Here is a 20,372-nt window from a genome sequence, read left to right on the forward strand (position 1 = left end):
CTTCTTTCTTTTTGTCTACTTTAATTTCTTGCCCTACTATTTTACTTTCCGACAACTATTTTACACATAGACGAGATGAATCGGAGAAAAAAACGATTGACATTAGGCTGTGTCGATATAACAGTGATAACATTAGCCGGGCTATTTTCTTATTTGTTTCTGGCCCCTTACTTATCACTTCCACTTAGACAAATGGTTATGTCTTATTTGATAATTATGGTTGTATACATAAGTCTGTCTTTGTTTTTTAGAATATTTGACAAGATCAATCGATACACCAGTATAAAGGAAACAATTATTCATGGGATTATAGTTACATCAGCCTTCTTTGTATGTGATATGTACAATCTAATCTTTACTCCACTGAGCCAACGCTTCCTTTTTTTGTGGTATTTATTAGCGGTGTTAATTATTCCTGGAAGCCGGGTGGCATGGCGGATTATCATAGAGCATAAACTCAAAAAGAAAAAAATAAATAATGGGAAAAATATTTCCATTATGCGCACGTTAATTGTGGGGGCAGGTGACGGAGGGAGTCTGTTCATTCGTAGCCTTCAGCACAATCCAGAAATCGAGTTTGTAGGCATCGTGGATGATGACAAGAACAAGCAGAAAACTACGTTATATGGTGTGCCGGTACTAGGAACCATCCATGATGTAGAGAAACTGATTGAGTTATTTGAGATAGATCAGATCACTATTGCGATTCCATCACTATCGTCTAAAGAATTGAATAGAATAGTAGATTACTGTTCCGAGACACATGTTAAAGTAAACCAGATGCCTTCAGTGGAGGACATCGTTCAAGGCACATATGAAGTCAATGAGTTTAAAGAGATCGATGTCACAGACTTGCTTGGACGCGAAGAAGTGAGACTGGACATGGAGCAGATAGCGTCTCAGTTATCCGGCCAGACTGTCCTTGTTTCAGGAGCAGGCGGATCGATCGGGTCAGAGATATGCCGTCAGATCATTCGATTCTCGCCTGAACGGATACTGCTATTAGGTCACGGAGAAAACTCGATTTATCTGGTGCATAGAGAGTTGAAGCCGATGGCGGATAAAAATCATATCGAGCTGGTGCCAGTGATTGCAGATATTCAGGACCGAGAACGCATATTTGAAGTTATGAAGACCTATAAGCCAGACCGGGTCTATCATGCGGCAGCGCACAAACATGTTCCATTAATGGAGTATAATCCTACAGAAGCGGTAAAAAATAATATATATGGAACAAAGAATATGGCAGAAGCATCAAAAGCAGCAGGTGTGGGCAGTTTTGTCATGGTATCCACCGACAAAGCAGTGAATCCACCAAATGTTATGGGTGCAACAAAACGTATTGCAGAAATGATTGTTACCGGATTGAATGAAAAAGGAAAAACCAATTTCGTCGCTGTAAGATTTGGAAATGTTCTCGGTAGTCGTGGCAGTGTAATTCCTGTATTTAAAGAACAGATCAAAAACGGTGGACCAATTACGGTAACTGACTTCAGAATGACACGTTACTTTATGACGATTCCAGAAGCGAGTCGATTAGTGCTTCAGGCAGGTTCGCTTGCAAAGGGCGGAGAAATCTTTGTACTAGACATGGGTGAACCGGTTAAAATCGTGGAGTTGGCTAAGAAGATGATCAAACTAAGTGGAGCAGATAAGAACACTATAAAGATTGTGGAGTCCGGCATTCGCCCAGGTGAAAAACTGTTTGAGGAACTCCTAAGTACTAAAGAAACTACAAAAGAAAAAGTGTATGAGAAAATTTTTGTTGGAAAAGTAACGAATGTACCAGTCGACTTGGTTCTTCAGTTCGTTAAAGAAATTGAACAGGACAATGAAACCCAACTCAAGAAACAACTAATAGATTTCGCGAACGGTAAAATTTCTATAGAACACACAGAAGTAAATGCAGAGTCCTCAACAGTCTACGCTTAAAACAGTTAAGGCTTTGGCTGCTTCTGTAGCAGTTAAAGCCTTTCTTAATGGAGGTGGAGGTAAATATGATGTTGAAGTTAAATATGATTAGAGAAAAAGGTTTCACTGTAGTCGAATTATTAGCAGTCCTAGCCATATTAAGTATTATTCTTTCAATTAGTTTCCCCTCATTAAGATCAGTTATAGCTAATTAAAAAGATTAAAACGTGTCATGCTAATCAACAATTAATAGAAGAAGGATACGAAAGAGAATTCTCCTTTGTACAATCTGATTTGAGTTTAACCTCGTACATGATAGAACATGGCCTTAATCAGTGTTTCTCTAAAGGATTGTATACTCTCAAGGAAGAAAAAGTATTATGCTCTGAGCACCTCAGGAAGTTTAAAATCGAGAATCCACCTAGCAAAGTTCTTTGGCTATGATTGGATGAATAAAACGACGTGAGTATGGTGAAAGGATAAAGAGGCTGTAAGGCAGTAACATCAATGGTTTAAGCGGTTGGTATATAGGGGTGAATGTTACAGAGGCATTACACATACTCTCGTCCAATCAAGAGTGCGAATTATTCAAGATATAGTGCTGGAAATCAACTAAAACACTAAATATAGAGAATGAAATTAAGGTGTTAAATACATAAGAGCACCTCTTTACAATACATGGACTTTAGATAAGGAAGGATGATGGTAATATGGCTAAGAATCAAAAAATATGGCTCGCTTCGCCTCACATGAGTGATGAAGGTTATGAAATGCAATATGTACAAGAAGCATTCGATACAAACTGGGTAGCCCCACTTGGACCTAATGTAAATGAGTTTGAAAAAGAACTAGCTACAAAAGTAGGTTCAAAGCATGCAGCAGCAATGACTTCAGGAACAGGAGCCATTCATCTAGCACTTAAAGCAGTTGGTGTTGGTGAAGGTGATGTTGTATTCTGTCCAACGCTAACATTTTCAGCCACAGTCAATCCAATCATCTATCAGAATGCCACTCCTGTCTTTATCGACAGTGATTATGAAACATGGAATATGGATCCTAAAGCATTAGAGACAGCATTCGAGAAGTATGGTGACAAAGTCAAGGCTGTTTTAGTTGTGCATTTATATGGGCTTTCAGCTGATATGGATAAGATTATGGAGATTTGTGATAAATACAATGTGCGAGTTATTGAAGATGCTGCAGAGTCTTTAGGAGCTTACTATAAAGGGAAACATACTGGAACCTTCGGAGAATTTGGTGTATTTAGCTTTAACGGAAACAAGATTATCACTACATCTGGTGGGGGCATGCTTGTTTCTGATGATGAAGAGAAGATTAAGAAGGTTCGCTTCTGGTCCACACAGTCGAGAGATGCGGCAAGGCATTACCAGCATAGCGAATTAGGGTTCAATTACCGTATGAGCAATGTCGTTGCTGGGATTGGTAGAGGGCAGCTTAAAGTATTAGATGAGAGAGTGGCTAAGAAGAAGCATATCTTTGAGTTTTATAAGAGAGAACTAGGTCAATTAGATGGCGTAGAATTTATGCCTATCAATGACTGGAATAAGCCGAACTACTGGTTGAGTGTAATGACATTGAATGGTTCAGTAAGACCTTTAGATGTTATGGAGGCACTTGAGAAAGAGAACATTGAATCAAGACCTGTATGGAAGCCGATGCACATGCAGCCGTTCTTTGCTGAGTATGATTATGTTGGTTCTGATGTAAGTGAGAAGTTATTTGAGAATGGTGTGTGCTTGCCGAGTGACACCAAGATGACAGATGAAGATCTTGAGAGAATTTGTTCAATAGTAAAGGGACTGTGGTCTAAATGAAAAGTAGGTGCTGATAGATGCAGAGTGATGTGAAGGAAGAAGTAAAACAGAACAACGTCGAAATAAATAACAATGCTGTTGAGCCTTCAAAAGGCATATATCGAAGATTTCTCAAACGACCAATGGACTTCATTTTGACCTTAATGGCAATAATCGTTTTAAGTCCGGTACTTATAATCGTTGGCCTATTAGTAAGATTTAAGCTTGGAAGTCCGGTGCTGTTTAAGCAGAAAAGACCTGGGCTTAATGAGAAAATCTTTACTATGTACAAGTTCAGAACTATGACAGATGAGAAGGACGAGAATGGGGAGCGGCTTCCAGACAGTGTTAGACTGACTAGATTCGGGAAAATGTTAAGATCAACTTCATTAGATGAACTTCCGGAGCTGTTCAATATTCTAAAAGGTGATATGAGTATTATTGGGCCAAGGCCTTTACTCATTCAATACCTTGAACTTTACAATAAGCATCAAAAGAGAAGACATGAAGTAAGACCGGGTCTTTCTGGACATGCCCAAGTCAATGGACGGAATGCTATTAGCTGGGAAGATAAGTTTAACCTAGATGTAGAGTACGTAGATAATGTTAGTTTCTTAGGTGATTGGAAGATTATCTTTCTTACTATAAAAAAGGTATTTTTTAAGGAAGGCATTAGTTCAGATACATCAGTTACGATGGAGCAATTTAGAGGAAGCAAAGTAGAGAATTAAGATATTTAGATTAAAGAGATTTCTGCAATTATAAATTTATTACTTCAGAATTAACCATAATTATAAATCACTATTTCAGAGAGGAATGTGCTGTTCATGAAAGATAAACTAATCATTATTGGTGCCAGTGGACATGGAAAAGTCGTTGCTGACATCGCAATAAAAATGGATAAGTGGCAAAGCATCGCATTCCTCGATGATGACGAGTCTATTAAGACATCTATGGGGTTAGAAGTCATCAGTAAAACTGCTGATGCTTTTACATATAAAGATGAAGCTGATTTCTTTGTGGCCATCGGAAACAATGCTACAAGACAGAAGATACAAGAGAAGTTGATAGATGAAGGGCTAAATATAGTTAGTTTTATTCATCCGAGTTCTGTTATTGGTACTGATGTTGAGATTGGCATGGGTACAGTAGTGATGGCGGGAGTTGTTGTTAACTGTTCTACTCGAATAGGTAAGGGGTGTATTATCAATACAAGTTCTAGCATGGATCATGACAATGTTATAGAAGATTATGTACACATTTCTCCTGGGGTGAATTTAGCTGGAACGGTGAAAGTTGGCAAGGGGACCTGGCTAGGGATAGGAAGTGTTGTAAGCAATAACGTAAACATCTGCAGTAGTTGCAAAATAGGTGCAGGAGCTGTGGTGGTTAAGGATATTACTGAACCTGGGACATATGTAGGGATTCCGGTGAGGAGAGTAGATAGATGAAAGTATTATTTCTAACATTATTAGATTTTTCAACAATTGATGAAAACGGAATATATACAGACCTAATGCGTGAATTTGTTAAGGATGGTCACGATTTATATATTATTTCTCCAACAGAAAAAAGAAAAAATGAACCCACAAAATTGATTGATAATAGCAAAGTGAAAATATTAAAGCTTCAAATTGGAAACACACAAAAAACAAATCTAATAGAAAAGGGAATCTCGACACTAACTCTTGAGTCAAAGTTTAAGTCAGGTATAAAAAAATACTTTGATGATGTGAAATTTGATTTAGTTTTATACTCAACACCACCTATAACACTGCAAAAGGCAGTTGGATTTGTAAAACAAAGAGATCAAGCTAAAACATATTTACTTCTAAAAGATATATTTCCTAAAAATGCAGTAGATCTTGGCATACTCAAGACTTCTGGCATTAAGAGCTTAATTTATAAATCTTTTAGGAATAAGGAAGAGAGATTATATAAAATTTCTGATTATATAGGTTGCATGTCAAATGCAAATGTTGAATTTATATTAAAATATAATCCATCAATACCTAAAGAGGCTGTAGAAATATGTCCAAATAGTATTGATCCAATAGACATTAGTATTTCTGAACACGAAAAGTTTAAAATTAGAGAAAAATATGATATCCCTACTGATAAGACAGTTTTTGTATATGGGGGAAACTTAGGTAAACCACAAGGGATTAATTTTTTAATTGATTGTATAAGAGCTAATGAGAATAATAAACAATCCTACTTTTTAATTGTTGGGTCAGGAACTGAGTTTGGGAAGTTGGAGAGTTTCTTCAATGAAGAAAAACCTAATAATGCTAAGTTACTCAGTCAGTTGCCTAAGAACGATTATGAGGTATTAGCTAATTCATGTGATATTGGTTTGATATTTCTAGACAAAAGATTTACCATACCCAACTTTCCTTCAAGACTTCTTTCATATATGCAAGCATCAATGCCGGTTTTAGCAACTACTGATATAAACACAGATATTGGAGAAGTCATAGAAAATGGTAAATTTGGTTATTGGTGTGAAAGTGGAAAACAAGAAGACTTTAATCAATTAGTTAATAAACTATGTGACAGAGAATTAAGAGTGGGTTTAGGTAGAAATGCAAGAGCTTATCTAGAAAATCATTATACATCAAAGCATTCATACGAGATTATAATGAGTCACTTCAACAAATGAAGAAAAGAGAGGGAGCTAAATGTTTAAAGATAAAACTTTATTAATTACAGGTGGAACAGGATCTTTTGGAAATGCAGTGCTTGACAAATACTTAAAATCAGATTTGAAAGAAATTCGAATTTTTTCAAGAGATGAATTGAAGCAAGATGAAATGCGTCATAAATATCAACAAATTGCTCCAGAGTATAGTAATAAAATCAAGTTTTATATTGGTGACGTTCGTAATCCTCAAAGTATACGAGACGCAATGTACGGAGTGGATTTTGTGTTCCATGCTGCAGCATTAAAGCAAGTGCCGTCATGTGAGTTTTTCCCCATGGAAGCAGTACGTACTAACGTAGTCGGCACAGAAAATGTATTAAATGCAGCAGTCAAAGAAGGAGTAGAAAAAGTAATTTGTTTATCTACAGACAAAGCTGCTTATCCAGTGAATGCAATGGGAACTTCTAAAGCAATGATGGAAAAGGTTGCAGTAGCGAAAGCACGAACTGTTTCGCCTGAACGGACCGAAATCTGTGTTACTCGATATGGTAATGTTTTAGCATCGCGCGGTTCAGTCGTTCCTTTATTCATCAATCAGATGCGTGATGGTAAGGAACTAACTGTAACTGATCCTAATATGACTCGATTCATCATGACTCTAGAAGAAGCAGTAGATTTAGTAGTATATGCTTTTGAACATGCTGAATCTGGGGATATTATGGTACAAAAAGCTCCTGCATCTACAATTGGTGACTTAATGGAAGCCACTAAGCAAATCTTTAATCCTAAAGCAGAAAGTAAACAAATTGGTATCCGCCATGGAGAAAAAATGTATGAGACTCTTCTTACTAACGAAGAATGTGCTCATGCCATTGATATGGGAGACTTTTATCGCGTTCCAGCAGACACTCGAGATTTGAATTACGATAAATATTTCTCAGATGGAGATGAAGATCGTAATTTATTAGAAGAATTTAACTCTGATAATACAAAACTGATGACTGTAGAACAAGTAAGAGAGAAACTATTAAGTGTACCATTGGTTCAAGAAGAATTAGAAGCATGGAAGGCGGGACAGTAATGGAAATCTTAATCACAGGTTCAGAAGGGTTTGTTGGTAAGAATTTAGTAGCTGAACTACGTAATAGAGGTTATGGAGACTTATACCTTTACGACAAAGAGAACTCTTTTGAAGATTTAAAAAAATGGACAAAAGACTGTGAATTTGTTTTTCATCTAGCAGGTATCAATCGTCCTGAGACTGAAGAAGAGTTCATGGAGGGGAATGCAGATTTAACTTCGCAATTAACCAGTTTATTGGAAGAAAATAATAATCAAGCACCTATCATGATTTCTTCATCTATTCAGGCTGAAAAAGACAATCCTTATGGTAAGAGCAAGAAGGCTGGGGAGGATTATATTTTTGAGTATGGAAAAAGAAATGACGTTCCAGTCTTTGTCTACCGGTTTTCTAACCTTTACGGAAAGTGGAGCAAGCCAAATTACAATACGGTTATTGCTACTTTTTGTCACAACATCGCTCATGGCTTGCCAATACAAGTAAACGATCCTACTGTAGAAATTACCTTTCAGTATATTGATGATGTGGTTAATGAACTGATTGACTGCCTTGAAGGAAATGGCACGCAATTGGATAAATTCTATCATGTTGCAGAAAAAGATACTAGAACTTTAGGAGAAGTAGCCCAACTAATTCAAGATTTTAAAGAAAGTCGTAAAACCTTACAAGTTCCAGACATGAGTGATTCTTTTACTAAAAACTTATATAGTACTTATTTAAGTTTTTTACCAGAGGACGACTTTTCTTATAAATTGAAAATGAACCAAGATGAGCGAGGCTCATTTACAGAATTTTTAAGAAGCCCAGATCGTGGTCAAGTATCGATTAATGTTTCAAAGCCAGGAATTACTAAAGGCCAGCACTGGCATCATTCAAAAAATGAAAAGTTCCTAGTCGTTAAAGGGAATGGAGTAATTCGATTCCGTAAAGTCGGTGAAGAGAAAGTGATTGAATACTCAGTAAGCGGCAAAGAACTAGAAGTCGTTGATATTCCAACCGGTTATACACATTCAATCGTAAATACTGGAAAAGAAGAAATGGTAACTGTCATGTGGGTGAATGAACCGTTTGACCCAGATAACGCAGATACTTATTATTTGGAGGTTTAGCATTGAAAAAATTAAAAGTAATGACTGTAGTAGGAACTCGCCCAGAGATTATCCGTCTTTCAGCAGTAATTAACAAATTAGAAGAATCAGAGGCGGTTGAGCATATCTTAGTACATACTGGACAAAACTATGATTATGAGCTAAATGAAGTCTTCTTTGAAGATTTTAAATTAAAGAAACCGGATTACTTTTTAAATGCAGCAACTGGTACACCTGTCGAAACCATTGGGAATATTCTAGTGAATATAGATCCGATTTTAGACGAAGTTCAACCGGATGCGTTTCTTGTATTAGGAGATACGAATAGCTGTCTATGCGCAATTGCAGCGAAAAGAAAGCATATCCCAATCTTTCACATGGAAGCTGGAAACCGTTGCTTTGATCAACGAGTACCGGAAGAAACAAACCGTAAAATTGTAGATCATGTAGCAGATATCAACTTAACTTATAGTGATATTGCGCGTGAGTACCTCTTAGCTGAAGGACTGCCAGCAGATCAAGTCATTAAAACTGGAAGTCCTATGTATGAAGTACTAGAAACTCGCAGAGAAGATATCGAAAATTCAGATGTGCTCGAACGATTGGATTTAGAAAAAGGCCAGTATTTCGTAGTATCTGCTCACCGGGAAGAAAATATTAACTCTGAAAAGAATTTTAATGGATTAGTAAATAGCTTAAACGCTATTGCTGAGAAATATAACTTGCCGATTATTGTAAGTACACACCCGCGAACACGTAATATGATAAATGAAAAAGGCATCACTTTTAATGAAAATATTCAATTAATGAAACCTTTAGGCTTTAACGATTACAACAGTTTACAATTGCACTCTAAAGCTGTATTAAGTGATAGTGGTACGATTAGTGAAGAATCTTCTATTTTAGGCTTTAGAGCTTTAAATATCCGGGAAGCTCATGAACGACCAGAAGCAATGGAAGAAGCTAGTGTGATGATGGTTGGATTAAATAAAGAGCGTATTATTCAAGGCTTAGAAGTGCTTGAGACTCAAGTGAAGGATACTTTAAGACTGGTAGGAGATTATAGTATGCCGAATGTTTCTGAAAAGGTATTACGAATTATAATAAGTTATACGGATTACATTAATAGAGTAGTTTGGAGTGAGATTTAATCGTAAATGAATTCTAAAGGAGTAATCAGAACATTAATTATTAGTAATAACCCACTGAGTGAAACTAATAACAATGGTAAGACAATCGCCTCTTTTTTTTCAAGTTCTCAAAAATATAACTTGTCACAATTATATTTTAGTAATGAAGTACCAGTTTCTAATATCACGAATAATTTTTACAATATTTCCGATAGTGATGTATTAAAATCAATTTTTTATAAAGATCAAAAAACTGGTCAAGTGGTTAAACTTTCTAATAACCAAAGAGATGATAAAAACAATATAAATTTTCAAAAAGTAATTAGATACACTAAAAAATCTCAATTATCGAGAATACTAAGAGAAACAGCATGGCAAATTGCCTCCTGGAATAATGATGAATTGAATCAATGGTTAGAAGCTGTAAACCCAGAATTATTGTTTTTTGTAGCAGGAGATAGTTTGTTCGCCTATCAAATTGCGCAATATATCCAACAGAAATTTTCTACCAAAATGATTGTTTATATAACTGACGATTATATATTAAAACGACAAACTCTAAATCCATTTTGGTGGACTAGACGAAATAAATTAATTAAAAAAATGAGAACGGTAATTAATGATGCAGACTTACTTATAACTATTTCACCTAAGATGCAAGAAGTTTACTCTAGAATATTCAATAAAAAAAGTTTTGTTGCGGCTAATATAAGTGAATCTATGAAAACTAGAGAAGAAAAGAAAACCTCAAGTTATCGTTTTGTGTATACGGGGGGGTTACATTTAAACCGAGATAAAATACTATTAAAAATTGGAGAAGCTATTGAAGAAATCAATGAAAATTTTGAAGAGAATATTGAGTTTTATATATACTCAAATAATAATCCTACTCCAGGTTTTATACGTAGAATAGAAAAATTAGAATGCACAATATTTGGTGGCTCATTAAACCCTGTTGAATTAAAGACAGCCTTGAATAATGCGGACTCCCCTATATTTGTAGAGTCCTTTGATAAAAAGTCTATAGAAGCTACACGGCTTTCCTTATCTACTAAAATACCTGAGTATCTGTCACTTGGAAAACCAATTATAGCTATTGGACCAGATAATATATCCTCAATGAACTATCTAAGTAAAGTAGCTTTCTGTATAAATAGTAGTAACAATATAAAAGATGGTATTACTAATTTTATGTTTAAAAGAGATAAAGGTAGTTATGGAAAAAAAGCAATAAAATTATATAATAGTAAGCATAATAAAGAAGCAATTTTATCAGCTTTTAACGAGGAAGTCGATAAGATAGTTAAAGGAAAATAAATATCTTTAATATTTTTGGAGGGGAATATGGTTAAGAATTTAGAATATATACAGTTAGAAAGTAACCAGATAAAAACAAGTAAGAGAGAAAAAATAATGTTTTTCTTAGTTTTATTAGATATTTTATTTTTTCCATATATTACTCCATTGTATTCCAGTCTGTCTATGTGGGTACTAATCTTTTGGCTCCCTTTAAACTTAAATAAGTTAAGTAAAACTAAAGAAGTGAAGATGTTTTTCTTTGCTTTAATATTTATTCTTGCTAGTACTATCTATTCATTTCGATTTTCTCAGTCTATTATTACTGCTAATATAACTAATACAGTAATTTTAATCTATGGTTTTCTGTACTACTTTTTCTTTAGGTTAAATTTTCAAAAATATGAAGTGAATATTTCATCGTTTTTAATCGGATATTTAGTATTAAATGCTATTTTAGGGTTAGTTTATTATTTAAGTCCACAAATGTACTTTAATATGAGGTCTTTTTGGACAATGAGTGGTAATACAATTGAAGTAGGATCCAGTTTATCAATTTATAGATTTACAGGAATTCTAAGTGATCCAAATAATTTTGCAGTCATAATTAATGCAATAACCTATTTTTTGATATTTAATACAGATACCAAAGTTAATCGTAAATTTATTATTGTCTTTCTGACTGGTTTTTTAACAGTTATCTCAATGAGTACTACAGGCTTAATAATGTTTGCGTTACTAATAAGCTTCGCTGTTATTACTAAATTATCCAAAGTATTCTTAACACGAAAAATTAAGAAAAAAAATTTGTTATTTGGAATGGTTATTATTAGTTTATTGCCTTTCTTCCTATTATTAATAAATGAATTTTTCTCATCAGAGATTGCAGTAATCGCTATTAATAGATCGGAAAGTAATTCGGCTGATTCAAGAATAATGATATGGCAAAACTTATTATCGAGTAAAAATATGCTAAATCATTTAGTATTAGGAGATGGCGGGAACGTTATCATTAATAATCGAATATTCCGACCTCATAATGGGCATTTTCATTTAATTTATAGCTACGGTATTATAACTTACTTTATCTTTATGTATACTTTCTTCCGGATTCGTGGTAATTTAAGTTTTTCATCCTTAAAAAAGTATTTATTCTTAGTACCAATATTTTTAGGTTTTACAGTTAACGTAGGTATTTATGAGAATAGGTTTATTAATATTATGGGACTACTAGTGGCAGCATATGCTACTAGCAAAGAAAAATAAATTAAAAATTAAAAGGAAGTATATAATGAATAAGAATGTCATTGTCGTTGTTGCATACAATAGACCTCGCTCATTAGAAAGAATACTAAATATATTAAGTAAATCATATTACTCAGAAAATGTAGACTTAATAATTAGCATAGACCGGAGTGAAATTTATACTCAGCTCAAAGACATAGGAGATAATTTTAATTGGGCGTATGGTGATAAAAATGTAATAGTACGAGAAAAAAGGTTGGGCTTGAGAAAACATATTTTGGCATGTGGAGATTTAGTGGCGAATTATAAGGGTTTAATAATGTTTGAAGACGATATTGTACCTTCAAAATATTTCTACCATTATTCAAGATTAGCATTAGATTTTTATCAAGATGATAAAAATATTGGAGGTATATCACTGTATTCTCCAGATATTAATGAAATGGTAGAAAAACCATTTATACCATTGAAAAATGAATATAGTGTTTTTTTTATGCAAAGTGCGTCTTCGTGGGGGCAGGCATGGACAAAGGACATGTGGTTAAATTTTAGAGAATGGTACAATAAAAATAACAAACCTCTTAAAAGCCAAGGGGATATGCCTGAAAAAATATATAGTTGGCCCGAAACTTCTTGGAAAAAATACTATATGAAATATCTAGTGGTTAATAATAAATATTTTGTATATCCCTTTGATTCATTATCAACTAATTTCAATGATGTTGGTCAGCATGCAAAATTTGAATCGGCAATGTATCAAGTACCTTTAGTTACCTCTAAATTGTATTATAATTTTCCGAATTTTGTTAATGGAGTTAAATATGATTCTTTCTATGAAAATCAGGATTTAGAAATATTGTTGGAAGGAGAATATTTAAAATCTGAAATTTGTGTAGACATATACGGAACTAAAAAATACTTTAATAAATATCAGTATTTGCTTACGACGAATAGCTATAACCTTGCTTTGGCACACCAGTATGGATTATCATATAAACCACATGAATTAAATATATTAATGGATAATCCTGGAAATGAAATTAAACTCTATAAATTACAAGATGATAAAAAACTTAATGATAGCAAACTTAAACAGAGTCCTAGTTTTGAAACAATAATTTATTATTCTAATTTAAATTGGAAAGATGCTTTGTATATCGGAATAAAAGGTTTTTCAAAAACATTTAAACGTAAATTGAAAGAAATGGTCAATTTTAAATAAACTTCTATAGTAAATAAGTATCTCAAATTAATCCTTCAAAGAGTTTATACTTAGTTAACAAATAATATATTGATAGCAACAATCTACAATAACATGAGCCAAAATTAAATAACGAGAGTTTAACGTAATTCCGAAAGAAGTCTCCCACTTCTAAGCGTATGGGTGCGAAGCACCAGTGAAAGTGGGAGATGAATTTCGGTCAAGCGATAGCTTGAAGTGGTTAATGTCATTCTCATTTGGTATACTTTATATATAGACGATAACCAAGTCTATATAGGCGACAACCAAGCCTACTGAGTATTCCTTGGCGTTAGCCAAGTAAAAGAAAACCTATGAGGCAGGGACTGCCTTTTGAGCCTACCCATATCCGATTCCTCTGTCTGCATGAAACCTGTGCAGACAAGAATGGAGTTCGTAGGAAGCCCCCACTTCAAAATCCGGAGGATTTAAGTGGTGGGTAGTTCACAGTATTTGGTGGATGATAATTTAGTATGTTATCGCAATAATTTTTTTGAGAAATGAAAAAATTAAGACTATGTCCTACCTTATAAAACAATAAATTATAAGATGATGCAAGTTAATTGTGAATGGAGTCTAGAAAATGTCAAGATTGAAAAAACAAGCAATAAATGGTGTATTATGGACAACAATACAAACTGCGGTTACATTTCTAACAGGTCCTCTATTAATGATTTTTCAAGCCAGATATCTTACACCGTTTGAGTTTGGAATTTTATCAGTTATCCACATTTTTTTGTCAATTATTAATGTTATTGAAAATTTTGGTATTAGCACAGCTATTATCCAACGGGATCACGTAACAAAAAATGAACGTTCATCATTATTTTTCTTTCAAATTATATTTACTTCATTGGTTGGATTTGTAGTTGTACTTATAGCACCTATAATTGCTAAAATTTTCGATATGGAACCTCTCAGGAGACTACTTCCTTTACTCAGTGTTATGGTTTTCTTGAATGGGCCTGCTATTGTTTTTACAGCATTTTTAGAAAAAGATTTCTACTTTAAAGAATTATCTTTAATCAATATAACTCGTCAAATTTCAATCTTTTTGTTTACTGTTATCTTTTTAGTAGCAGGTATGGGTTTAACTGGAGTTGTATTAGGGCAAATAATCTCTGTAGCGATTATGGTCTTCTTAATTTTTTATGTATCTCATCAAAAGGATTATCTACATTTAAAGTTTCACTTCAATATTAAAGAAATATTACCCTTTATAAAATATGGAGTTCCAATAGGTGCAAAACAATTAATGACTCAGTTGACGCATCATGCAGATGAATTAATTATTGGGTATTTTCTTTCAGCTGAAATACTAGGTTTGTACTATTTCGCTAAAAACCTTTTAAATCGCATTAGAAGCCTCGTGTCAACTGCTTTTTCAAAAGTTTTACTACCGCTTCTTTCCAGAGTGAAAACAGATTCTGTTAGATTAACCAGAACTTATAATGATATTTCAAAATATATAAGTGTGTTCGCCTTTCCATTGTTTATTGGCATCGCACTCACTGCAGATTTATTCATACCGATACTTTTTGGAGAGGAATGGTTGTCAAGTGTAGATTTCTTTATAATTTTATCTATAGCTTATATACCATATATGTTAACAGCAAATGTAGCCACATCTCTATTGTATTCAATAAACAAACCGAATTTAGTTTTATATACTGAAGTAGTTGCGAATGCAATTTATATAGTCTCACTATTAGTTATATCAATATTAGATTATGGAATCTATTTTGTAGTAGGTTTATATGCGATATATTTAATCCTCAAAACATTTACTTTACAGTATTTAACTCAATTACATTTGCACAGTACTTTTAAAGAATATTTATTATTATTTAAACCAGCTATGCTATCGACTGGTATAATGGCTATATTAGTATTACTCAGTAAAATAATAATTCTAAATGTCCCATTAATTGAATTAACAATAATTATAGCCATTGGAGTCATAGGTTATACATTTGTATATTTATTGCTTGATTGTAGAACAATAAAAGATATTTTAAATCTTGTAAAGAGCCGTTAAATCTGTTGAAAGTAGGAAAGAAAATGAAAGAGTTATTAAGAAAAATTACCCCCAATAAAGTTATTGATATTAAAAATATTCTAAGTCAAACTTACCAAATGAAAAAATCGATAAAAAACGATAATAAACGATTTACTCGATATAGTTTTGATCAAGGTAAACCTACATATTCCCAGATAGAAGCTCGGTTAACTAAAGCATATCACTCTATAGAAAAAGGTTTATCATATAGTAATATTCGTCTAGGATTTGGAAAAGATGTTTTACGAAGTGTAACTGATCTTATGTTTCAATACAGAGAATTAGGGTTTCCTCTAGAAAATCATGTGTATAAAACTGCTTTAAGTAACCTACATAAATATATAGAATTACACAACAAAAACAAATATAATGTCACAAATTTAGAAAAAATATTTGATGAATTAAAAGAGGGGACATCTTATGACAACACTGGTGGCGTGCACTATAAAACTAAAGAAGAGATTTTAAATGCAACAAAAATGGACTTTAAAAGTTTTTCTTTAAGTCGCCATAGCATACGCGATTATTCAGATGTACCAGTATCTGATGACCTGATTAAAAAATCATTGAAACTAGCTAGTCATACACCTTCAGCTTGTAATAGACAACCATGGAAAGTAAGGGTGGTTGAATCTCCTGAGCTTAAAAAGGTAGTCCAAAAAAACCAAAATGGTAATCGGGGATTTGGTGACTTTATTGATAAATTTCTTATTATAACTTCGGATGTGCAATATTATGATGGGTCAAGAGAAAGAAATCAGGCTAATATTGATGGTGGAATGTATGCGATGAATTTAATTTATGCTTTACATTATCATGAAATCGCAACTATACCTTTAAGTGGCTCTTTAACTATCAAACAAGAAAATAACTTGCGGAAAGAGTTTGACATTTTAGAATCAGAAAACTTTATAATGTTTATTGGAATAGGGAATTATACTGATCACTTTAAAATTGCTAAATCAGATAGAAGAGAACCAATTTTCATTAAATACTAGATATCTTATTTAGTGGAGGTCTAGAATATGAATAATAAATGTAGAATAGTTTTAAGGTTTAAATTTATTCTGTAGACACCTAAAAACACAATTTGTATAAATTTGAGGAGAGATTATTGATGATTAAAAAGAATATTATGATCTATGGAGGAGAATTTTTTAATAAAGGAGCTCAAGCTATGAGCTTTACTACTATCAGTCGGTTAAAAGACGAATTTCCTAATCATAACATAACATTTGTCTCTGAGATGGATAGTAGGAGGCCTAAGAGTGAATTAGAGAATTATAATTTTGAGATCATAACTGATCCCTTTGCGAGGAATAATTTTATCGGGGAAAATTTTATCAGAAAATTAATGAATAAAAGCCAGCGCCATAATCCAAAAAGTGTTAAAAATTTGTTGTACGAAACTGATTATTTATTTGACATAAGCGGTTATGCACTGTCTAGTCAATGGGAGCAGAAAAGAGTCGACAGTTATATAATTAGACTAAAAGTAGCTAATGATATGGGGATAAAAACTATTATTATGCCACAGTCAATGGGACCTTTTGATTTTAATGAGGATGTTGTTATAAATATAAAAGAAGCTTTACAAAAAGTTGTTGTCATTAACCCAAGAGAAAGTCAAGGAGTTGAAGACTTAAAAGATATTGGTGTATCCGAGAATGTAAAAAAAATTCCAGATATGGTTTTAACTAATCAAACACCTATTAATTGGAATAATATTTACCGTAAAAAAGAAAAAGAAAAACAATATGAAGTTTTATCAAATAGTGTAGCCATTGTTCCTAACGCACAAAATTTTAAATACGGTAATAAGGATGAAGTTTTGGAGATATACCGAAAAACCATACAATATTTGAGAAAAAGAAATATAAATATTTACTTAACTAAACATTCTCACAATGATACAGAAGCATGTCATTTAATAAAGAATATGTTTACTGACGATTCAGGGGTGAAAATGATAGTAGATGATATGACTCCTAAAGAATTTGAAAATCTTATAAAACAATTTAATTTCATAATCGGATCTCGTTTCCATTCGGTAGTTCACGCTTATAAGGTAGGGACTCCTAGTATAATATTAGGATGGGCGACAAAGTATATAGAGTTAGCTCAGTTATTTAACCAAAACAATTATGTTTTTGATGTAAGAAATAATATTAATGAAGAATTATTTTTAGAAAAGATTCAAAATATGATTAATAATTATAAGGATGAGTCTGAAACTATTTTGAGTAAATTGAATAATGTAAAAAAATATGGGGACCCTTTTAACTATGCATTTAAGCGATTGAAGTAAAGTATTTTAAAGGAAATTAATATAAACTCTGGTCTGTCAACACTTTTTTAAACAAAATGTTATAAGGTGTATAATCATTCAAAATCGTTATTTTTTTACCTCCCTCATCCGAATGACTTAGGCTAAGCGTATGTACTGTTGTTTCTTCTCCCAAGTCGTTCGATAGTCAATAGGAGAAGCGTAATTTAATGAGCCATGTGGGCGAAAAGTATTCCACCAATGGACGTAACTCATTAGTTTAACTTGTAACTCCTAAAGGATATAGAATGTGTTGTCATAGACGAACTCAAACTTAAATGATTTATAGGTAGACTCTGCTACGGCATTATCGTAGGGATTGCCTTTTCGACTTAAGGAACGTTCGATTTCAAACGTCTCTAGTAAAGTATCTATGGTATGATTATCAAACTCTTTCCCTCTATCGGTATGAAATACCTTGACGTTATGTAAGTCTCCTTCAACCGTTGCAAGGGCTTGAAGGACTAGGTTAGCTGTTTTATTAGGACCAGCAGAATAACCTATAATCTCACGATTAAAAAGATCGATGATAAAACAGACATAGAACCAGGATTGAGCCACTTTGACGTAGGTCAAATCTGTGACGAGTGCGTTCATAGGTTTGTCAGGATTGAACTCTCGATTCAGTGTGTTTTCAATCTTCGCCTGATTGACTCCCGTCTTTTGAGGATTATAAGACCGTCTATTATACTTGGATACCAAGTGAATTTTTTTCATGATGCGACCAATTCGTCGACGTGAGACAGTGAAGCCTCGTTTCTTAAGCACGGGTTTAAGTTTGCGTGTACCGTAGGCATTTTTACTCTTTGTGAACTCTTCAACGATGGCTTGTTCAAGTTCAGCCTCACTGGTTTGCTTTTTTACTTCGTAATAGTAAGATCCTCTACTGATCTCAAGGGCACGGCACATCGCTGATATAGAATACTTATGTTTATGTCTTTTATTAATTCGACCTTCGCCCGAATATCAGCGCAGCTTGTTTTAAAATATCATTTTCCATCTGAAGTTGAGCATTTTCTTTTCTCAACTGATTTAATTCTTTTTGTTCAGGGGTGAGATTATCTTTTTCTTTGAATGAGCCTGTTTGATTGAACCGTTGGATCCATTTATCGAATGATGAAGGGGTTAATTCATACTCTTCAATAATCTTTTTTCTTGGTTTACCTGCTTTGTGTAAATCGACTAACTACTTTTTAAATTTATCTGTAAATGTCCGGCGTTTTCTACTAGTTGACATGATAAGATTCCTCCTGTGTGATTGCTTACGTATTATCACACACCTTATCTTTTCTGTCTAGCTAAATGTAACCTATCCAGTATAACCGCTGAAATGATAAAAAGACTAATAAGTAATGATCAAATAATTTTGATGAAACATTTCTTAGTTTGTAGGAAGGGCTTTGGGGTGTTTTAAAAACATAGTATAGCCTTTTTTATATTTGCTTACTCTTACTACTTAATAGATTCGCATAATTCCTGATGTTATAAAATAATCGGATAGTGTTATAAATCATAGTTATATCATCTCAAATTTTATGGTAGACAATATAGAGATACTTAACTACGTTTGTTATAATTAATTATATATGTGTTTTAAGGATGTCGTTAAATATGAAAAAACTAACTGATAAAGATATTATTAATAGACTAACAGGAATTTTTGAAGATAATAATTGGGATATTGATGATTCATCCAAAATTACTATGTTCAATAGATTTACAGAATATTTAAAGATATTAAATTTTGAACAACAAGAAGTATTTTTAGAGTTAACTAACAGTTTCGTTTTTTATAACTTTGATACCTATGAAAAAATTTTACATAATTGTTTAATTACTTTTTTGGATAGAGAAAAAGAATTTATCTCAGGAACAGGGAAAAAGATAGTTTACGTTTTACCCTTAGATAATATGAAAAAGTCTACTGTAAATAGCTCTTTTTTAGTTGCCTATTTACTCAAATCAAATAGTATAAGGTATAATAATCAAATAAATAAAATTACATGGAATGTAGTTATTTATTTAGAAAAAAAATTAATTGATAAAATAAATTTATCCCCTAATAAAAGAGTTTTATTAGTAGATGACTTTATAGGTACGGGTGAAACCGCATTAAATGCTTACAGCAATTATAGGAAAACTAAATTAGAAAATCATAAATTAAGCGTATTGTCTCTTGCAGGTACTAAATATGCAGAAAAAAAGCTAAGAGAAAAAGAAGTTAACTTTTATTTTGGAATAATAGCACCTACAATTCACGATATATGGAACAATGAGGAAAAAAGCAAAAAAATTGAAATCATTAGTCAAATATCTAAAATTCGTGAAACAAAGCAAGATGAAAATTTGGGTTACGGTAAAATTAGTTCACTAATAAGTATGATTAGAACTCCAAACAACACATTGCCGTTATTTTGGGAAGATACGAAAAAGAATAATGCTCCTTTCCCCCGTTTATAAATGGTAACTCCCAATAATCTATGAAAAATTATGTTTCCCAAATTTCTCGTTGCTCGTATGATGATTTCTGTCGATGAA

At 32.9% G+C, this 20,372-nt stretch carries 16 protein-coding genes and 1 pseudogene; 16 read left to right on the plus strand and 1 reads right to left on the minus strand.

Annotated features, from left to right (window positions below; translation table 11 throughout):
- Window positions 1–75 precede the first annotated feature (75 nt).
- The 15 genes from ABFX15_RS03370 to ABFX15_RS03435 all read left to right on the plus strand — a co-directional run bounded on the left by ABFX15_RS03370 (window position 76) and on the right by ABFX15_RS03435 (window position 17,816).
- Window positions 76–1,932: a polysaccharide biosynthesis protein gene (locus ABFX15_RS03370; protein ID WP_346024097.1), complete on the plus strand. Its 1,857-nt coding sequence runs from the start codon at window positions 76–78 to the stop codon at window positions 1,930–1,932.
- Window positions 1,933–2,015: 83 nt separating this feature from the next.
- On the plus strand, window positions 2,016–2,126 hold the full coding sequence (locus tag ABFX15_RS12135) for a prepilin-type N-terminal cleavage/methylation domain-containing protein (protein WP_428830589.1): 111 nt from the start codon (window positions 2,016–2,018) through the stop codon (window positions 2,124–2,126).
- Window positions 2,127–2,621: 495 nt separating this feature from the next.
- Entirely contained in the window at window positions 2,622–3,746 is a 1,125-nt protein-coding gene (locus ABFX15_RS03375; RefSeq protein WP_346024098.1) for a DegT/DnrJ/EryC1/StrS family aminotransferase, read from the plus strand.
- Between the two features lie 122 nt (window positions 3,747–3,868).
- A complete protein-coding gene (locus ABFX15_RS03380) occupies window positions 3,869–4,456 on the plus strand; it encodes a sugar transferase (RefSeq protein WP_346024111.1) in 588 nt (195 codons plus the stop codon).
- 96 nt (window positions 4,457–4,552) lie between these two features.
- Window positions 4,553–5,176 (plus strand): acetyltransferase, encoded by a 624-nt coding sequence (locus ABFX15_RS03385; protein ID WP_346024099.1) that lies wholly within the window; start codon window positions 4,553–4,555, stop codon window positions 5,174–5,176.
- On the plus strand, window positions 5,173–6,387 hold the full coding sequence (locus tag ABFX15_RS03390) for a glycosyltransferase family 4 protein (protein WP_346024100.1): 1,215 nt from the start codon (window positions 5,173–5,175) through the stop codon (window positions 6,385–6,387). Before ABFX15_RS03385 ends, ABFX15_RS03390 begins: the two co-directional genes overlap by 4 nt.
- A gap of 19 nt (window positions 6,388–6,406) precedes the next feature.
- Window positions 6,407–7,450, plus strand: a complete 1,044-nt coding sequence (locus tag ABFX15_RS03395; protein WP_346024101.1) for a polysaccharide biosynthesis protein — start codon at window positions 6,407–6,409, stop codon at window positions 7,448–7,450.
- A complete protein-coding gene (locus tag ABFX15_RS03400) occupies window positions 7,450–8,559 on the plus strand; it encodes a polysaccharide biosynthesis C-terminal domain-containing protein (protein ID WP_346024102.1) in 1,110 nt (369 codons plus the stop codon). Before ABFX15_RS03395 ends, ABFX15_RS03400 begins: the two co-directional genes overlap by 1 nt.
- 2 nt (window positions 8,560–8,561) lie before the next feature.
- Window positions 8,562–9,689, plus strand: a complete 1,128-nt coding sequence (gene wecB, locus ABFX15_RS03405; protein WP_346024103.1) for a non-hydrolyzing UDP-N-acetylglucosamine 2-epimerase — start codon at window positions 8,562–8,564, stop codon at window positions 9,687–9,689.
- A gap of 6 nt (window positions 9,690–9,695) precedes the next feature.
- Window positions 9,696–10,985 (plus strand): glycosyltransferase family protein, encoded by a 1,290-nt coding sequence (locus ABFX15_RS03410; protein WP_346024104.1) that lies wholly within the window; start codon window positions 9,696–9,698, stop codon window positions 10,983–10,985.
- 27 nt (window positions 10,986–11,012) lie between these two features.
- On the plus strand, window positions 11,013–12,230 hold the full coding sequence (locus ABFX15_RS03415) for an O-antigen ligase family protein (RefSeq protein WP_346024105.1): 1,218 nt from the start codon (window positions 11,013–11,015) through the stop codon (window positions 12,228–12,230).
- A gap of 25 nt (window positions 12,231–12,255) precedes the next feature.
- Window positions 12,256–13,431 (plus strand): glycosyltransferase family 2 protein, encoded by a 1,176-nt coding sequence (locus ABFX15_RS03420; protein WP_346024106.1) that lies wholly within the window; start codon window positions 12,256–12,258, stop codon window positions 13,429–13,431.
- A gap of 601 nt (window positions 13,432–14,032) precedes the next feature.
- A complete protein-coding gene (locus ABFX15_RS03425; protein WP_346024107.1) occupies window positions 14,033–15,487 on the plus strand; it encodes an oligosaccharide flippase family protein in 1,455 nt (484 codons plus the stop codon).
- 23 nt (window positions 15,488–15,510) lie between these two features.
- Window positions 15,511–16,506: a nitroreductase family protein gene (locus ABFX15_RS03430; protein ID WP_346024108.1), complete on the plus strand. Its 996-nt coding sequence runs from the start codon at window positions 15,511–15,513 to the stop codon at window positions 16,504–16,506.
- A gap of 119 nt (window positions 16,507–16,625) precedes the next feature.
- The gene (locus ABFX15_RS03435) at window positions 16,626–17,816 is read left to right on the plus strand and encodes a polysaccharide pyruvyl transferase family protein (RefSeq protein ID WP_346024109.1); all 1,191 of its coding nucleotides are present in this window, start codon (window positions 16,626–16,628) and stop codon (window positions 17,814–17,816) included.
- Window positions 17,817–17,933: 117 nt separating this feature from the next.
- On the opposite strand, the pseudogene ABFX15_RS03440 reads toward ABFX15_RS03435, so the two are convergent.
- Window positions 17,934–19,071 (minus strand): annotated as a pseudogene (locus ABFX15_RS03440) (IS3 family transposase).
- Between the two features lie 374 nt (window positions 19,072–19,445).
- On the opposite strand from ABFX15_RS03440, the gene ABFX15_RS03445 reads away from it, so the two are divergent.
- Window positions 19,446–20,294 (plus strand): phosphoribosyltransferase, encoded by an 849-nt coding sequence (locus tag ABFX15_RS03445; RefSeq protein WP_346024110.1) that lies wholly within the window; start codon window positions 19,446–19,448, stop codon window positions 20,292–20,294.
- The last annotated feature ends 78 nt before the right edge of the window (window positions 20,295–20,372 follow it).

It is taken from the genome of Alkalibacterium indicireducens, assembly GCF_039522005.1.
Lineage (GTDB): Bacteria > Bacillota > Bacilli > Lactobacillales > Carnobacteriaceae_A > Alkalibacterium > Alkalibacterium indicireducens.